This window comes from Pseudomonas sp. M47T1, assembly GCF_000263855.1.
Classification (GTDB): Bacteria; Pseudomonadota; Gammaproteobacteria; order Pseudomonadales; family Pseudomonadaceae; genus Aquipseudomonas.
The window spans coordinates 105,455-122,166 of the sequence record NZ_AJWX01000018.1; the positions used below are offsets into that span (position 1 = coordinate 105,455).

Annotated in this window: 9 protein-coding genes; 4 read left to right on the forward strand and 5 right to left on the reverse strand. The window is 63.1% G+C overall.

What is annotated here, in order from left to right:
- The first annotated feature begins 574 nt into the window (after positions 1-574).
- Positions 575-1,252, forward strand: a complete 678-nt coding sequence (locus tag PMM47T1_RS18875) for an alpha/beta family hydrolase (RefSeq protein WP_008371814.1) — start codon at positions 575-577, stop codon at positions 1,250-1,252.
- Positions 1,253-1,398: 146 nt separating this feature from the next.
- On the opposite strand, the gene PMM47T1_RS18880 is transcribed toward PMM47T1_RS18875, so the two are convergent.
- Positions 1,399-2,964 (reverse strand): methyl-accepting chemotaxis protein, encoded by a 1,566-nt coding sequence (locus PMM47T1_RS18880; protein WP_008371817.1) that lies wholly within the window; start codon positions 2,962-2,964, stop codon positions 1,399-1,401.
- Positions 2,965-3,117: 153 nt separating this feature from the next.
- Entirely contained in the window at positions 3,118-5,859 is a 2,742-nt protein-coding gene (gene acnA / locus PMM47T1_RS18885; protein ID WP_008371820.1) for an aconitate hydratase AcnA, read from the reverse strand.
- Between the two features lie 203 nt (positions 5,860-6,062).
- On the opposite strand from acnA, the gene rlmM reads away from it, so the two are divergent.
- Both rlmM and tusA read left to right on the forward strand, forming a co-directional pair.
- Complete coding sequence (rlmM, locus tag PMM47T1_RS18890) at positions 6,063-7,145, forward strand: 23S rRNA (cytidine(2498)-2'-O)-methyltransferase RlmM (protein ID WP_008371824.1); 1,083 nt, start codon at positions 6,063-6,065, stop codon at positions 7,143-7,145.
- A 67-nt stretch (positions 7,146-7,212) separates the two neighbouring features.
- A complete protein-coding gene (gene tusA, locus PMM47T1_RS18895) occupies positions 7,213-7,446 on the forward strand; it encodes a sulfurtransferase TusA (RefSeq protein WP_425225626.1) in 234 nt (77 codons plus the stop codon).
- A 139-nt stretch (positions 7,447-7,585) separates the two neighbouring features.
- On the opposite strand, the gene PMM47T1_RS18900 is transcribed toward tusA, so the two are convergent.
- Together PMM47T1_RS18900 and PMM47T1_RS18905 are read right to left on the reverse strand one after the other, a co-directional pair.
- Entirely contained in the window at positions 7,586-8,335 is a 750-nt protein-coding gene (locus PMM47T1_RS18900) for an amidohydrolase family protein (RefSeq protein ID WP_008371829.1), read from the reverse strand.
- Between the two features lie 17 nt (positions 8,336-8,352).
- Complete coding sequence (locus PMM47T1_RS18905; protein ID WP_008371832.1) at positions 8,353-8,715, reverse strand: hypothetical protein; 363 nt, start codon at positions 8,713-8,715, stop codon at positions 8,353-8,355.
- A gap of 343 nt (positions 8,716-9,058) precedes the next feature.
- On the opposite strand from PMM47T1_RS18905, the gene PMM47T1_RS18910 reads away from it, so the two are divergent.
- Positions 9,059-13,915, forward strand: coding sequence for an NAD-glutamate dehydrogenase (locus tag PMM47T1_RS18910; protein ID WP_008371836.1), 4,857 nt, complete (start codon positions 9,059-9,061; stop codon positions 13,913-13,915).
- A 123-nt stretch (positions 13,916-14,038) separates the two neighbouring features.
- Here the strand turns inward: PMM47T1_RS18910 and acnB are convergent, their stop codons facing one another.
- Positions 14,039-16,648, reverse strand: a complete 2,610-nt coding sequence (gene acnB / locus PMM47T1_RS18915) for a bifunctional aconitate hydratase 2/2-methylisocitrate dehydratase (RefSeq protein ID WP_008371839.1) — start codon at positions 16,646-16,648, stop codon at positions 14,039-14,041.
- Positions 16,649-16,712: the final 64 nt, after the last annotated feature.

The window sequence follows — 16,712 nt, forward strand, 5'->3', positions numbered from 1 at the left end:
GGATCAGGACGCCTACGTGTTGATGGCAGAGGAGGTGGCCATAAGCAGCATAGGTAGACGGCGTGCCATGGCCGCCGCCTCCTCCCGTTGTCGCAATAGCGGGCTTGGATGCCGCTAGCCGCAGGCGGTCACGAAAGTTTGGTCAGGGGGCCGCTTGCCCCGAAGATATTAAAATCTCCGTGCAACTTGTTAGAAAAAACGTCGAAGGTCAGGGTGCCAATGCACTGTTTCCTTTCATCGTCGAGTTGCGTAAGGGTGAGGCTCCCTACCCCGGTTACAGTATCCCCATCCCTGCGGTATCGCAGTAGGCTGCTGCCATCGCCCGGAATTTTGTAAGTACCCAGTGGATCCTCGTTCAAATGGATCCAAATGTCCAAATCCTCGAATTTTGCCCCCAGCGGTGTCGAATCTCCCTGAAAGGCTGTAGTCATACGCTTGCCCCCAAACCCTTTTCGCGAAACCTGTTAGAAGTGACAGGTGGCAAAGGGCTATTCGGCGCTCTGAACAGCCGACACCGCTTGGCCTCGGCTACGTGGCATCATGGCCACCGGTTTTATTTCGCAGTGGTGCAAGCATGAAAAACGCGCAGGGTAGCGGCATTGACCAGGAACAATTGGCCGCGCTGGCCCAGGCACAAGGCTGGTTGTTGACGGCGCCCCAAGGCGCGCCGGTGGCCTGCCTGATTCTGGCCCACGGCGCCGGTGCGCCAATGGACAGCGACTTCATGAACCGCATTGCCGAGCAGTTGGCCGCCCGCGGCGTGGCGGTGGTGCGTTTTGAATTCCCCTACATGGCTCAGCGCCGCGTGGACGGCGGCAAGCGCCCACCCAATCCCAAGCCGAAACTGCTGGAGTGCTGGCGCGAGGTGTATGCCCAGGTCCGCCCCCTGGTGACAGGGACGCTGGCCATCGGCGGCAAATCCATGGGCGGGCGCATGGCCAGCGTGCTGGCGGACGAGCTCGATGCTGATGCGCTGGTGTGCCTGGGCTATCCGTTCTATGCGGCGGGCAAGCCCGAGAAACCGCGCGTGGAGCACCTGGCCGAGCTGAAAACACCGACGCTGATCGCGCAGGGCGAGCGTGATGCGCTGGGTAACCGGGCGTCGGTTGCGGGGTATGCGTTGTCGACGCAGATCCAGCTGTGCTGGCTGGTGGCGGGGGACCATGACCTCAAGCCGCTGAAGGCGTCGGGGTTCAGTCATGAACAGCATATGACGGCGGCCGCCGAGGCCGTGACGCGGTTTTTGCGTTGAGCGTCATTGCGATCCCGGCAGGAGCGGACCGCGCGGTGTGTCGGGTGACACAAGGTGCGGCCCTCGCGGACACGGCCCGCTCCTACAGGAGGGTATTGTCCATTTTATGGACACGATCCATGAAACACCCATTTTAGCCTGTGCCGTCAGCGGTTGAAGCGCTCCACGAGCGAATACTGGCTGTGCGCGGTGCGGGTCAGTTCTTCGCTGAGCAGCGCCGAGTTCTGCGCCTGCTCGCTGGTCTCGTCGGCCAGGCTGGCGATGGTGCTGATATTGCGGCTGATCTCTTCGGCCACCGAGCTTTGCTCTTCGGTTGCCGCGGCGATCTGGGTGGTCATGTCGGTGATGTGCGCCACAGCCTCGCTGATGCCTACCAGTGCCTGATCAGCTTCCAGTACCCGCGCCACGCCTTCCTCGGCCTGGCGATGGCCAGCGTCCATGGTCTGCACGGCATTGCTGGCGGTTTGCTGTAGCTTGGCGATCAGGGCATGGATCTGCCCAGTGGATTCGCTGGTGCGCTGGGCCAACTGGCGAACTTCATCGGCCACCACGGCAAAGCCGCGGCCCATTTCACCGGCGCGAGCCGCTTCGATGGCGGCGTTCAGCGCCAGCAGGTTGGTCTGGTCGGCAATGCCTTTGATCACGTCCACCACGCCGCCGATTTCATCGCTGTCCTTGGCCAGCTGGGTCACGGTCTGCCCGGTCTCGCCCACCACTACCGACAGGCGCTGGATGGCGTCACGGGTTTCACCGGCAATGCTGCGGCCACGGCTGGTCAACGCGTTGGCCTGCTGGGTGGCATCGGCGGTGCGTTGCACGTGGCTGGCGACTTCCTGGGTGGTGGCGGCCATCTGGTTGACGGCGGTGGCCACCTGCTCGGTTTCCACGCGCTGGCGTTCCAGGCCCACGGAGCTCTGGTGCGCCAGGCCATCGGATTGCCGGGCCTGGTCGTTGAGGTGTTCGGCGGTGTCCTGCAAGCGGGTGAGGCAGGTTTTCAACCGCGCGTCCTGGCTCAGAATCGACATTTCCAGACGCGCCTGGGCGCCGCGGCTGTCAGTGTACATTTGTGCGATCAGCGGGTCGGACGTGGTTTGTTCGGCCAGGCGCAGCAGGCGCTTGATGCCCCGTTGCTGCCAGCCCAGGCCCACGAGCCCCAGCGGTACCGACAACACGGCGGCCACGGCAAAGCCCCACGAACTGCCCAGCCAACTGCCAATGCCGAAACCCACCTGGCTGACCAGAATGAACGGCAGCCAGTCCTGCACCACAGGCAACCAGCGGTCACGGCTCGGTATGGCGGACTTACCCTGATTGAGGCGCTCGTACAGCGCCTGGGCGCGGCGGATCATCTCGGCGGTTGGTTTGACCCGTACCGACTCGTAGCCCACCACCTGGTTGTTTTCGAAAATCGGCGTGACGTAGGCATTCACCCAGTAAAAATCGCCATTCTTGCAGCGGTTCTTGACGATGCCCATCCAGGGCTGCCCCTGTCGCAGCGTGGCCCACATGTGCTCGAACACCGCCTGGGGCACATCGGGGTGCCGCACGGTGTTGTGCGGGGCACGGATCAACTCGTCACGGGCGAAACCACTGATTTCAACGAATGCATCGTTGCAGTAAGTGATCATTCCTTTGGCATCGGTAGTTGAAATCAGGCGCTGTTGGGCAGGAAACGTCCGTTCGCGCTGGGTGACAGGCTGGTTGTTACGCATGGCTGTTGGGTTCCGCAAGACTTTCACAGGTTGTCGGCAGGGCGGACCCGAAATTGAAATTAAATTTTTGTCGCCCTTGTGGGCACTGGCTTGCGAGCGAGCCGTCCAGGCCTCAAAAACTCGCTGGCAAGCCAGCTCCCATACAAGCGCTATTCAGGAGGCAATCAACTGGCGCAGCACGTAGTGCAGGATGCCGCCGGACTTGAAGTACTCCACCTCGTTGAGGGTGTCGATGCGGCACAGCACCGTTACCGTTTCCTGCTGGCCATCTTCACGGGTGATGCGCAGCGTCAGGTCCATGTGGGGGCGCAGCCGGGCGTCCGAAAGGCCGGTAATGTCCAGGGTTTCACGGCCGGTGAGTGCCAGTGACTTGCGGCTCTGGCCGTCCTTGAATTGCAGCGGCAGCACGCCCATGCCCACCAGATTGGAGCGGTGGATGCGCTCGAAGCTTTCGGCGATGACCGCCTTGACCCCCAGCAGGTTGGTGCCCTTGGCCGCCCAGTCGCGACTGGAGCCGGTACCGTATTCCTGGCCGGCGATGACCACCAGCGGCGTGCCGTCGGCCTGGTAGCGCATGGCCGCGTCGTAGATCGCCAGGCGCTCGCCGGTAGGGATGTAGTAGGTGTTGCCGCCTTCCTCTGCGTTGAGCATTTCATTGCGGATGCGGATGTTGGCGAAGGTGCCGCGCATCATCACTTCGTGGTTGCCGCGGCGCGAGCCGTAGGAGTTGAAGTCCCGCGGCTCCACGCCCTTGTCGCGCAGGTAGCGGCCGGCGGGGCTGTCGGCCTTGATGTTGCCGGCCGGGGAGATGTGGTCGGTGGTCACCGAGTCACCCAGCAGCGCGAGCACACGGGCGCCATGCACGTCGGTGATGTCCTTCAGCGGCCCGGTGATGTCGTCGAAGAACGGCGGGTGCTGGATGTAGGTGGAATCGTCCTGCCACACGTAGGTGGCCGCCTGGGGCACTTCGATGGCCTGCCACTGGGCGTCGCCGGCAAACACTTCGGCGTATTCCTTGTGGAACATGGCGGTGTTGACGCTTCGTACCGCGTCGGCGATTTCCTGCTGGCTGGGCCAGATGTCGCGCAGGTACACCGGTTGGCCGTCGCTGCCGGTACCCAGCGGCTCGCTGCTGATGTCGATGCGCACGCTGCCGGCCAGTGCATAGGCCACCACCAGGGGTGGCGATGCCAGCCAGTTGGTCTTGACCAGCGGGTGCACCCGGCCTTCGAAGTTGCGGTTGCCCGACAGCACCGAGGCCACGGTGAGGTCGGCCTGCTGGATGGCTTTTTCAATCGGCTCGTCCAGCGGCCCGGAGTTGCCGATGCAAGTGGTGCAGCCATAACCCACCAGGTCGAAGCCCAGGGCGTCCAGGTACTGGGTGAGGCCGGCCGCCTTGTAGTAGTCGGTGACCACCTTGGAGCCCGGCGCCAGCGAGCTTTTTACCCACGGCTTGCGTTGCAGGCCCTTTTGCACGGCCTTTTTCGCCACCAGCCCTGCGGCCATCATTACGCTGGGGTTGGAGGTGTTGGTGCATGAGGTAATGGCGGCGATGACCACCGCGCCATCCTTGAGCTGATGGCTTTGGCCCTGCCAGGTGTAGTGCGCTTCGCCCGCCTGGGCGGCATTGCCCACGGCCACGCCGCCGCCGCCTTCGCTTTCCAGGCGGCCTTCCTCCTTGTTGGTGGGCTTGAGCTGCAGACCGATGAAGTCCGAGAACGCCTGGGCCACCTTGGGCAGCGCCACGCGGTCCTGGGGCCGTTTGGGGCCGGCCAGGCTGGCTTCGACTTCATCCATGTCCAGTGCCAGGCTGTCGCTGAACTGCGGTTCCTGGCCGGGCAGGCGCCACAGGCCCTGGGCCTTGGTGTAGGCCTCCACCAGTTTCACCGTGGCATCGGGGCGGCCGGACAGGCGCAGGTAGTCCAGGGTGACGTCGTCCACCGGGAAAAAGCCGCAGGTGGCGCCGTATTCCGGGGCCATGTTGGCGATGGTGGCGCGGTCGGCCAGGGGCAGGTCGGCGAGGCCGTCACCGTAGAATTCGACGAACTTGCCCACCACGCCTTTCTTGCGCAGCATCTGCGTGACGGTGAGCACCAGGTCGGTGGCGGTGATGCCTTCGCGCAGCTTGCCGGTGAGCCGGAAACCGATTACTTCGGGAATCAGCATCGACACAGGCTGGCCGAGCATGGCCGCTTCTGCCTCGATGCCGCCCACGCCCCAGCCCAGTACGCCAAGGCCGTTGATCATGGTGGTGTGCGAATCGGTGCCCACCAGGGTATCGGGGAACGCGTAGGTGCGGCCGTCCTCATCCTTGGTCCAGACGGTGCGGCCCAGGTATTCCAGGTTGACCTGGTGGCAGATGCCAGTGCCGGGCGGCACCACGCTGAAATTGTCGAAGGCACTCTGGCCCCAGCGCAGAAAGGCGTAGCGCTCGCCGTTGCGCTGCATTTCAATGTCGACGTTTTCACCGAATGCCTGGGTGTCGCCGTATTTGTCGACCATCACCGAGTGGTCGATCACCAGGTCCACCGGTGACAGCGGGTTGATACGCTGCGGGTCGCCGCCGGCCTTGGCCACGGCGGCGCGCATGGCCGCCAGGTCCACCACGGCGGGCACGCCGGTGAAGTCCTGCATCAGCACGCGGGCAGGGCGGTATTGGATCTCGCGGTCACTGCGGCGGTCCTTGAGCCAGGCGGCCAGGGCCTTGAGGTCGTCGGCGGTGACGGTGGTGCCGTCTTCCCAGCGCAGCAGGTTTTCCAGCAGCACTTTCAGGGACATGGGCAGTTGTTGCAGGGCACCCAGGCTCTTGGCGGCTTCGGGCAGGCTGAAATAATGGTACTGACGGTCGTCAACCTGTAGGGTCTTGAGGGTCTTCAGGCTATCAAGCGAGGGCATGAAATCACTCCTTGGCAATTGCCACCATGGCCCGCACGGCACGGGCCTGGACAAAAAGCGTAGCTAGCTATCATTACACTGGACTGTTCAAGCGTGTCGCCGGTTCCGAACTTCCTTTATCATGCGCCGATTTCGGCGGCGTGCCAGTGGCGCGACCGCCATGGCGGCGGCCCACTGTCGGGGTGCCGGTCCAGGAGTGGTCAATGAATACCCTGTTTATGCACTGTCGGTCGGGCTTCGAAGGCGAAGTCTGTTCCGAAATTTCCGAGCTGGCGGCGTTTTTCGACGTGGCTGGCTATGCCAAGGCCAAGCCCAGCAGCGCCTGTGCCGAATTTATCTGCCATGAGCCAGCCGACCTGGAACGGCTGATGGACGAGGTGAACTTCAGTGACCTGATATTCCCGCGCCAATGGGCGCGCGGGGCGTTCGTGGAGCTGCCGGAAACCGACCGCATCAGCGTGCTGCTCGACGCCCTGGGCGCGTACCCGACGTGCGGCAGCCTGTGGTTGGAAGTGCTGGACACCAACGACGGCAAGGAACTGTCGACCTTTTGTCGCAAATTCGAGGGGCCGTTGCGCAAAGCCCTGCTCAAGGCCGGCAAGCTGGTGGAGGACGACAACCTGCCGCGCCTGCTGTTGACCTTCAAGAGCGGCCGCGAGGTGTTCCTGGGCGTGGCCCCGGCGGGCAACTCGGCCATGTGGCCCATGGGCATCCCGCGCCTAAAATTCCCCCGCGAGGCGCCCAGCCGCTCGACGCTGAAGCTGGAAGAGGCCTGGCACCACTTCATTGCGCGCGAGGAGTGGGATGAGCGGCTGTCGTCGGACATGACCGGCGTCGACCTGGGCGCCGCGCCCGGCGGCTGGACCTACCAGCTGGTACGCCGCGGCATGTTGGTGACCGCCATCGACAACGGCCCCATGGCGCAGAGCCTGATGGACACCGGCCTGGTCACCCACCTGATGGCCGATGGTTTTACCTACAAGCCCCGCCCGCCGGTGGACTGGATGGTGTGCGACATCGTGGAAAAACCGGCGCGCAATGCCTTCCTGCTGGAAACCTGGCTGGGCGAAGGCCTGTGCCGCGAGGCGGTGGTCAACCTCAAGTTGCCAATGAAACAACGCTACGCCGAAGTGCGCCGCCTGCTGGAGCGCATTGCCGATGGTTTCAAGGCGCGCGGCATTCAGGTCGAGATCGGCTGCAAGCAGCTGTACCACGACCGCGAGGAAGTGACTTGCCACTTGCGACGCCTCGATACGCCGGCCAAAAAAGCGCCGCGCAAGGGCTGACCTGTGCCGGGCATTGCGCGACAATGCCCGTCAGTTTCTGGAGATATGCATGTCTGAATTCGCTGAAATGGCCGTGGATGGCGTTCTCGACGCCACCGGCCTCAACTGCCCGGAGCCGGTGATGATGCTGCACCAGCACGTGCGCGACCTGGCGGCCGGTGGTGTGTTGAAAGTGATCGCCACTGACCCGTCGACCCAGCGTGATATTCCCAAGTTTTGCGTGTTTCTGGGCCATGAGTTAGTGGAGCAGCGCGAAGGCGAAGGGACGTATTTGTACTGGATTCGCAAGAAGGTTGACTGACCTGCTGCGGGCGATTGGCTTACTGAAGGGGCGGGCCCTGCCCGCGAAGCAAACGCCGCAGTGAATCAGGTGTCCTGCGGTGTGCCTTCGCGTACACGGTCTGCGCCTACCGGTCAGGGGTGCGCCGACGTCACGTTATCTACACCCGATAAAAATCCCGCGCATTGGCCCACAGCACCATCTGCGCTCCATCTTCCCCCAGCACATCCTCGATCAGTGTCAGGTCATCGGCCTGAAACGGTCGCGGCGCGCGGGTGGACGGCAAATCGGTACCAAACATCAGCGCATGGGGGTTGGCCGCGTACAGCGCCTGCAAGGCCGGCCCCACGGGGAAGTCCACGCGGCCAAAGCCGCAGGCTTTCACCCGTACCCCGCGTTCAGCCAGGCGCAACACCGTGGGCAGGCCCTCGCGGCTCAGCCCCAGGTGGTCGATGCTGACTTCCGGCAGGCGCAGCAGCTTTGCCTCCAGCGCCTGCAAGTCGCGCGAATCCACGTACAGCTCGGCATGCCAGCCCAGCAGTTCATGCACGCGCTTGGCAAAGGGTTCCAGTTTGTCCAGTTGTTCCGAACCGCCACGCTTGAGGTTGAAGCGCAGGGCGCGCACGCCATGGCGGTCGAGTTTCTGCAGTTCGTCGTCGCTGACCGAGGCTGGCAGTTGGGTCACCCCGACAAACCCTGGCCCCAGGCGCGCCAGGGCGTCCAGCAGGTACGTCTGGTCAAAGGCCTGGAACGAGCCGGACACCACCGCGCCGCCACACACGCCCAGCGGCGCGGCTTGCGCCAGGTAATGGTCCACCGTGTAGGTGGGGGGCAAGTAGCCTTCATTGGCGACCAGCGGGAAGCGCGGGTCGATGATGTGGCAGTGTGCGTCGAAGACCTGGCGGCTCATGGAGCGCTCCTGAAGTATCAGCGGGCGATGTGGCTGACGTAGGTGCCGGTGCCGTCGAGGATGTTGCGCAGGGTTTCTTCCACTTCCGGCAGGTCTACCTGGCTGCTGTCATAGTTGATCACCAGTTCCACGTCACCGTTCAATACGTCGGCGTCATCGGCGGCCAGTTCGAACGTCAGGGTTTTGTCGTCCAGGGTTACCTTGAAATCTCGCACGTAGCAGGGGTCTTCCTCGCCCAGGGTGAACTCCACGTCCTTGTCCTCGGCCAGACGGGTGATCAGGATCATGCCGCCTTTCTCATCATGGCAGCAGACCAGCGCCATGTTGTCTTCTTCGTCATCGCACGGGTTGACCATCAACTGGCTGGCTTGAAATTGCATGATTATTACCAAGGTTAGTGGGCAGGTAGCGATTCTGACACTGTTTGCGCCGAATCAGAAACCCGCGCGTGCGAAGCCGCGCCGATCTCGTACGACAACTCGTGATTGACCGAATATGTCGCAGCCTCGCAAGTATCCAAAGCGTTGCTCTGGGTAAGCTGGGGAGTTAGGGAATGGTCCATTTTGGTGCAACGTCCAAAGTGCCAGGACGGGCTTTCCTGTTCGGCCGGAATGTGAAAACCGGTTTTTGCTCCCCTGTTGCAGCGGGTTGGCTATGGTTGATCCCAACAGGGGAATACACGCGACGCTTCATTCAAAAACAAGCCCAAGCGGAGTACCACAGATGGCGTTCTTCACCGCAGCCAGCAAAGCCGACTTCCAGCAACAACTGAAAGCGGCCCTGGCGCAGCACATCAGTGAACAGGCACTGCCACAAGTAGCGCTGTTCGCCGATCAGTTCTTCGGCATCATCTCATTGGACGAACTCACCCAGCGCCGCCTCAGCGACCTGGCCGGCTGTACCCTCTCGGCCTGGCGCCTGCTGGAGCGGTTTGACCACGCCCAGCCCCAGGTGCGGGTGTACAACCCCGATTACGAGCGCCACGGCTGGCAATCCACCCACACCGCCGTGGAAGTGTTGCACCATGACCTGCCGTTCCTGGTGGACTCGGTGCGTACCGAGCTTAACCGCCGCGGCTACAGCATCCATACCCTGCAGACCACCGTACTGAGCGTGCGTCGCGGCGCCGATGGCAGCCTGCTGGAACTGCTGCCCAAGGGCGAGCAGGGCGAAGGGGTGCTGCAAGAGTCGCTGATGTACCTGGAGATCGACCGCTGTGCCAATGCCGCCGAGCTGAACCTGCTGGCGCGCGAGCTGGAACAGGTGCTGGTGGAAGTGCGCGTGGCCGTAGCCGACTTTGAGCCCATGAAGGCCAAAGTGCGCGAAGTGCTGCAATGGGTGGATCAGAGCGCCTATGCCGTCGACGAAGGCGAAAAGGCCGAGATCAAGACCTTCCTGGAATGGCTGGTGGGCAACCACTTCACGTTCCTGGGCTATGAAGAGTTCACCGTTGCCAATGAGGCCGACGGTGGTCACCTGGTGTACGACGACAGTTCGTTCCTGGGCCTGACCCGCCTGCTGCGCGCCGGCCTCACCGCCGATGACTTGCGCATCGAGGACTACGCTGTCAACTATCTCAACGAACCGCTGTTGCTGTCCTTTGCCAAGGCTGCGCACCCCAGCCGCGTGCATCGCCCGGCTTACCCGGACTACGTGTCGATACGCCAGATCGACGCCAGCGGCAAGGTCATCAAGGAATGCCGTTTCATGGGCCTGTACACCTCTTCGGTGTACGGCGAAAGCGTGCGCGAGATCCCTTACATCCGCCGCAAGGTGGCGGAAGTGGAGCACCGTTCCGGCTTCGATCCCAAGGCGCACCTGGGCAAGGAGCTGGCCCAGGTGGTAGAGGTGCTGCCGCGCGACGACCTGTTCCAGACCCCGGTTGACGAACTGTTCGCCACGGTGATGTCCATCGTGCAGATCCAGGAGCGCAACAAGATCCGCGTGTTCCTGCGCAAGGACCCCTACGGGCGTTTCTGCTACTGCCTGGCCTACGTGCCGCGTGATGTGTACTCCACCGAGGTGCGGCAAAAGATCCAGCAGGTACTGATGGAGCGCCTGAAGGCCAGCGACTGCGAGTTCTGGACCTTCTTCTCTGAGTCGGTGCTGGCGCGGGTGCAGCTGATTCTGCGCGTGGACCCGAAAAACCGCATCGACATCGACCCGCAGCAACTGGAAAACGAAGTGGTGCAGGCCTGCCGCTCCTGGCAGGACGATTACGCCAGCCTGACCGTGGAAGCCTTTGGCGAAGCCCAGGGCACCAACGTGTTGGCCGATTTCCCCAAGGGTTTCCCCGCCGGCTACCGCGAACGCTTCGCCGCGCATTCGGCCGTGGTGGACATGCAACACCTGCAAGCGCTGTCGGAAAAACGCCCGCTGGTGATGAGTTTCTATCAGCCGCTGGCCCAGACCGGCAAACAGCAACTGCATTGCAAGCTTTACCACGCCGATACGCCGCTGGCGTTGTCGGACGTACTGCCTATCCTGGAAAACCTGGGCCTGCGCGTGCTGGGCGAATTTCCGTATCGCCTGCGCCACACCAATGGCCGTGAGTTCTGGATTCACGACTTCGCCTTCACCGCGGCCGAAGGCTTGAACCTGGACATCCAGCAGCTCAACGACACCCTGCAGGACGCCTTCGTGCATATCGTGCAGGGCGACGCCGAAAACGACGCCTTCAACCGCCTGGTGCTGACCGCCGGCCTGCCGTGGCGTGACGTGGCGCTGCTGCGCGCCTATGCCCGCTACCTGAAGCAGATCCGCCTGGGCTTCGACCTGGGCTACATCGCCAGCACGCTGAACAACCACACCGACATTGCCCGCGAACTGACCCGCCTGTTCAAGACCCGTTTCTACCTGGCGCGCAAGCTCACCAGCGAAGACCTGGACGACAAGCAGCAGCGCCTGGAACAGGCCATCCTGAGCGCCCTGGATGACGTGCAGGTGCTCAACGAAGACCGCATCCTGCGGCGCTACCTGGACCTGATCAAGGCCACCTTGCGCACCAACTTCTACCAACCGGACGCCAAGGGCCACGCCAAGTCGTATTTCAGCTTCAAATTCAACCCCAAGCTGATTCCCGAGCTGCCCAAGCCGGTGCCCAAGTTCGAGATCTTCGTCTACTGCCCGCGGGTAGAGGGTGTGCACCTGCGCTTCGGCAACGTGGCCCGTGGCGGCCTGCGCTGGTCGGACCGCGAGGAAGACTTCCGTACCGAAGTACTGGGCCTGGTCAAAGCCCAGCAGGTGAAGAACTCGGTGATCGTGCCGGTGGGCGCCAAGGGTGGCTTCCTGCCACGGCGCCTGCCCCTGGGTGGCAGCCGTGATGATATCCAGGCCGAAGGCATCGCCTGCTACCGCCTGTTCATCTCCGGCCTGCTGGACATTACCGACAACCTCAAGGACGGCGGCGTGGTGCCACCGGCCAACGTGGTGCGCCACGACGAGGATGACCCCTACCTGGTGGTGGCGGCCGACAAGGGCACCGCGACCTTCTCCGACATCGCCAACGGCATCGCCATCGACTACGGCTTCTGGCTGGGCGATGCGTTTGCCTCCGGCGGTTCGGCCGGCTACGACCACAAGAAGATGGGTATCACCGCCAAGGGCGCCTGGGTGGGCGTGCAGCGTCACTTCCGCGAGCGCGGCATCAACGTGCAGCAGGACGTGACCACGGTGATCGGCATTGGTGACATGGCCGGTGACGTATTCGGCAACGGCTTGCTGATGTCGGAAAAACTGCAACTGGTGGCGGCGTTCAACCACCTGCACATCTTCATCGACCCCAACCCGGACCCGGCCACCAGCTTCGCCGAACGCCAGCGCCTGTTCGACCTGCCACGCTCGGCCTGGAGCGACTACAACACGTCGATCATGTCCGAAGGCGGCGGCATCTTCCCGCGCAGCGCCAAGAGCATCAGCATCAGCCCGCAGATGAAGGCGCGGTTCGATATCCAGGCTGACAAGCTGACGCCTACCGAGCTGCTCAATGCCCTGCTCAAGGCGCCGGTGGACCTGCTGTGGAACGGCGGCATCGGCACCTACGTCAAGTCCAGCGGCGAAAGCCACGCCGACGTGGGCGACAAGGCCAACGACGCCTTGCGCGTGAACGGCAACGAACTGCGCTGCAAAGTGGTGGGCGAGGGCGGCAACCTTGGCATGACCCAGTTGGGCCGTGTGGAGTTCGGCCTGCTGGGCGGCGCCACCAACACCGACTTCATCGACAACGCCGGCGGTGTGGACTGCTCCGACCACGAGGTCAACATCAAGATCCTGCTCAACGAAGTGGTGCAGGCCGGCGACATGACCGAGAAGCAGCGTAACCAGCTGCTGGGCAGCATGACCGACGAAGTTGGCCACCTGGTGCTGGGCAACAACTACAAACAGACCCAGGCCTTGTCGCTGGCGGAGCGCCGTGCCTACGAGCGCATTGCCGAATACAAGCGCCTGATGGCCGACCTGGAAAGCCGCGGCAAACTGGACCGTGCCATCGAGTTCCTGCCCACCGAGGAGCAACTGGTGGAACGCCTGGCGGCTCATCAGGGTTTGACCCGCGCCGAGCTGTCGGTACTCATCTCCTACAGCAAGATCGACCTCAAGGAGGCGCTGCTCAAATCCCAGGTGCCGGATGACGACTACCTGACCCGCGACATGGAAACCGCGTTCCCGCCAAGCCTGGTGGGCCAGTATGCCGAGTCGATGCGCCGTCATCGCCTGAAGCGCGAGATTGTCAGCACCCAGATCGCCAACGACCTGGTCAATAACATGGGCATCACCTTCGTGCAGCGCCTGAAGGAGTCCACCGGCATGAGCCCGGCCAACGTGGCCGGTGCCTATGTGATTGTGCGCGACATCTTCCACCTGCCGCATTGGTTCCGCCAGATCGAGGCCCTGGACTATCAGGTGGCGGCCGATGTGCAACTGACGCTGATGGACGAACTGATGCGCCTGGGCCGTCGTGCCACGCGCTGGTTCCTGCGCAGCCGTCGCAACGAGCAGGATGCCGGCCGCGACGTGGCCCACTTCGGGCCGCACATCGCCGCCCTGGGCCTTAAACTCGACGAGTTGCTGGAAGGCCCTACCCGTGAAGTCTGGCAAACCCGTTACCAGGGGTACGTAGAAGCGGGCGTGCCGGAGTTGCTGGCGCGCATGGTGGCCGGTACCAGCCACTTGTATACGCTGCTGCCGATCATCGAAGCCTCTGACGTCACCGGCCATAACGCGGCCGAAGTGGCCAAGGCGTTCTTCGCCGTGGGCAGCTCGCTGGACTTGAACTGGTACCTGCAGCAAATCAGCAGCCTGCCGGTGGAAAACAACTGGCAGGCCCTGGCCCGCGAGGCGTTCCGCGACGACATCGACTTCCAGCAGCGGGCGATCACCATCTCCGTGCTGCAAATGGCCGATGCCCCGGCGGACATGGACGCGCGGGTGGAATTGTGGGCTGAACAGCACAAGATCATGGTAGTGCGCTGGCGCGCCATGCTCGAAGAGCTGAAGGCCGCCACGGGGACTGATTACGCCATGTATGCGGTGGCTAACCGGGAGCTGATGGACCTGGCGTTGAGTGGTACGTCCAACCCGTAGCGACAACTGTCTTCTGAGGGGGGGCTACCTGTGTGGGAACTGGCTGGCAAGCCAGCTCCCACGGCTCTCAAGGCAATAAAAAACCCCGTCACTTGGACGGGGTTTTTTTATTTCTGGTCGGGCTTAGGCCTGAACCACCGGAATGTTCGCGCTGGCAGCAGCCTCGCGGAATTCGGCGATCTGGTCGAAGCTCAGGTAGCGGTAAACGTCGGCAGCCATGCTGTCGATGTTCTTCGCGTACTCCATGTACTCTTCCACGGTTGGCAGCTTGCCCAGGATCGAGGCAACGGCAGCCAGTTCGGCGGAGGCCAGGTACACGTTGGCGCCATCGCCCAGACGGTTCGGGAAGTTACGGGTGGAGGTCGAGACCACCGTGCTGTTCGGCTCAACGCGTGCCTGGTTACCCATGCACAGCGAGCAGCCCGGCATTTCCATGCGCGCGCCAGCCTTGCCGTAGATGCCGTAGTAGCCTTCCTCGCTCAACTGGTGAGCGTCCATCTTGGTCGGCGGCGACAGCCACAGGCGAGTGGGCAACTGACCCTTGACCTGGTCCAGCAGTTTACCGGCAGCGCGGAAGTGACCGATGTTGGTCATGCACGAACCGATGAACACTTCGTCGATCTTCTGACCTTGAACGGTGGACAGCAGGCGAGCGTCGTCCGGGTCGTTAGGGGCGCAGAGGACTGGCTCCTTGACGTCGGCCAGGTCGATCTCGATGATTTCGGCGTACTCGGCATCGGCGTCGGCCGACAGCAGTTCCGGGTTGGCCAGCCAGGCTTCCATGGCTTGTGCGCGACGTTCCATGGTACGAGCATCGCCGTAGCCTTCGCTGATCATCCAGCGCAGCAGGGTGATGTTCGACTTCAGGTACTCGGCAATGGCCTTTTCCGGCAGCTTGATGGTGCAACCGGCGGCAGAACGCTCGGCCGAGGCGTCGGACAGTTCGAATGCCTGTTCAACGGTCAGCTCGTCCAGGCCTTCGATCTCCAGGATGCGACCCGAGAAGGCGTTGACCTTGCCTTTCTTCTCGACGGTCAGCAGGCCCTTCTGGATGCCGTAGTAAGGGATGGCATGTACCAGGTCACGCAGGGTGATGCCCGGTTGCAGCTTGCCCTTGAAGCGAACCAGTACCGACTCCGGCATGTCCAGCGGCATCACGCCGGTGGCTGCGGCGAAGGCGACCAGGCCGGAACCGGCGGGGAACGAGATGCCGATCGGGAAGCGGGTGTGCGAGTCACCACCGGTGCCGACGGTGTCCGGCAGCAGCATGCGGTTCAGCCAGCTGTGGATGATGCCATCGCCTGGGCGCAGGGAAACGCCGCCACGGGTACGGATGAAGTCCGGCAGGGTGTGGTGGGTCACCACGTCGATCGGCTTCGGATAGGCAGCGGTGTGGCAGAACGATTGCATGACCAGGTCGGCCGAGAAGCCCAGGCAGGCCAGGTCTTTCAGCTCGTCACGGGTCATTGGGCCGGTGGTGTCTTGCGAGCCCACGGTGGTCATTCTTGGTTCGCAGTAGGTGCCTGGGCGCACGCCCTTGCCAACCGGCAGGCCGCAGGCCTTGCCAACCATCTTCTGCGCCAGGGTGAAGCCCTTGCCGGTGTCGACCGGTGCTTCCGGCAGCTTGAACAGGTCGGTTGGGCCCAGGCCCAGCTCGGCACGCGCTTTTTCGGTCAGGCCACGGCCGACGATCAACGGAATACGGCCACCGGCGCGCACTTCGTCCAACAGTACCGGGGTTTTCATCTCAAAGGTGGTGATGACGTCGTCGGTACCGTGCTTGCAGACCTTGCCAGCGTGCGGGTACAGGTCGATCACGTCGCCCATGTTGATGTTCGAGACATCGAATTCGATCGGCAGGGCGCCGGCGTCTTCCATGGTGTTGTAGAAGATGGGGGCGATTTTCGAGCCGAAGCAGAAACCACCGGCGCGCTTGTTGGGCACGAACGGGATGTCGTCGCCGAAGAACCACAGCACCGAGTTGGTGGCTGATTTACGCGACGAACCGGTACCTACCACGTCGCCGACGTAGGCGATCGGGAAGCCGTCGGCGCGCATCTGCTCGATTTGCTTCATCGGGCCGATGGAACCTTGCACGTCCGGGACGATACCGTCACGGGCCATTTTCAGCATGGCCAGGGCGTGCAGCGGGATGTCAGGGCGCGACCAGGCGTCGGGGGCAGGGGACAGGTCGTCGGTGTTGGTTTCGCCGGTGACCTTGAACACGCGCAGGCTGATCTTGTCGGCCAGTACCGGGCGCTTCTTGAACCACTCGCCGTCGGCCCAGGATTGCAGCACGCCCTGGGCGTGAGTGTTGCCGTTCTTGGCTTTTTCAGCCACGTCGTGGAAGGCGTCGAACATCAGCAGGGTGTGCTTGAGTTGTTCGGCGGCCACGGCGGCCAGTTCGGCGCTGTCCAGCAGCTCTACCATGGTGGCGATGTTGTAGCCGCCCTGCATGGTGCCCAGCAGTTCGACGGCACGTTTCTTGTCGATCAGCGGGGAGGTGGCTTCGCCCTTGGCGAGGGCGGAGAGGAAACCAGCCTTCACGTAGGCCGCTTCGTCCACACCTGGTGGAACGCGGTTGGTGATCAGGTCGACCAGGACGGCTTCTTCGCCAGCGGGAGGATTTTTCAACAGCTCGACCAGGCCGGCTGTTTGTTCGGCGTTAAGCGGCTGGGGCACGATACCCTGGGCGGCACGCTCTTCGATGTGTTTGCGGTAGGCTTCAAGCACAGTTATTACCCTCATCAGTGGTCCCTGTCCGGGACGCTCATCCAGTCATTCCTGCGCCCATGCG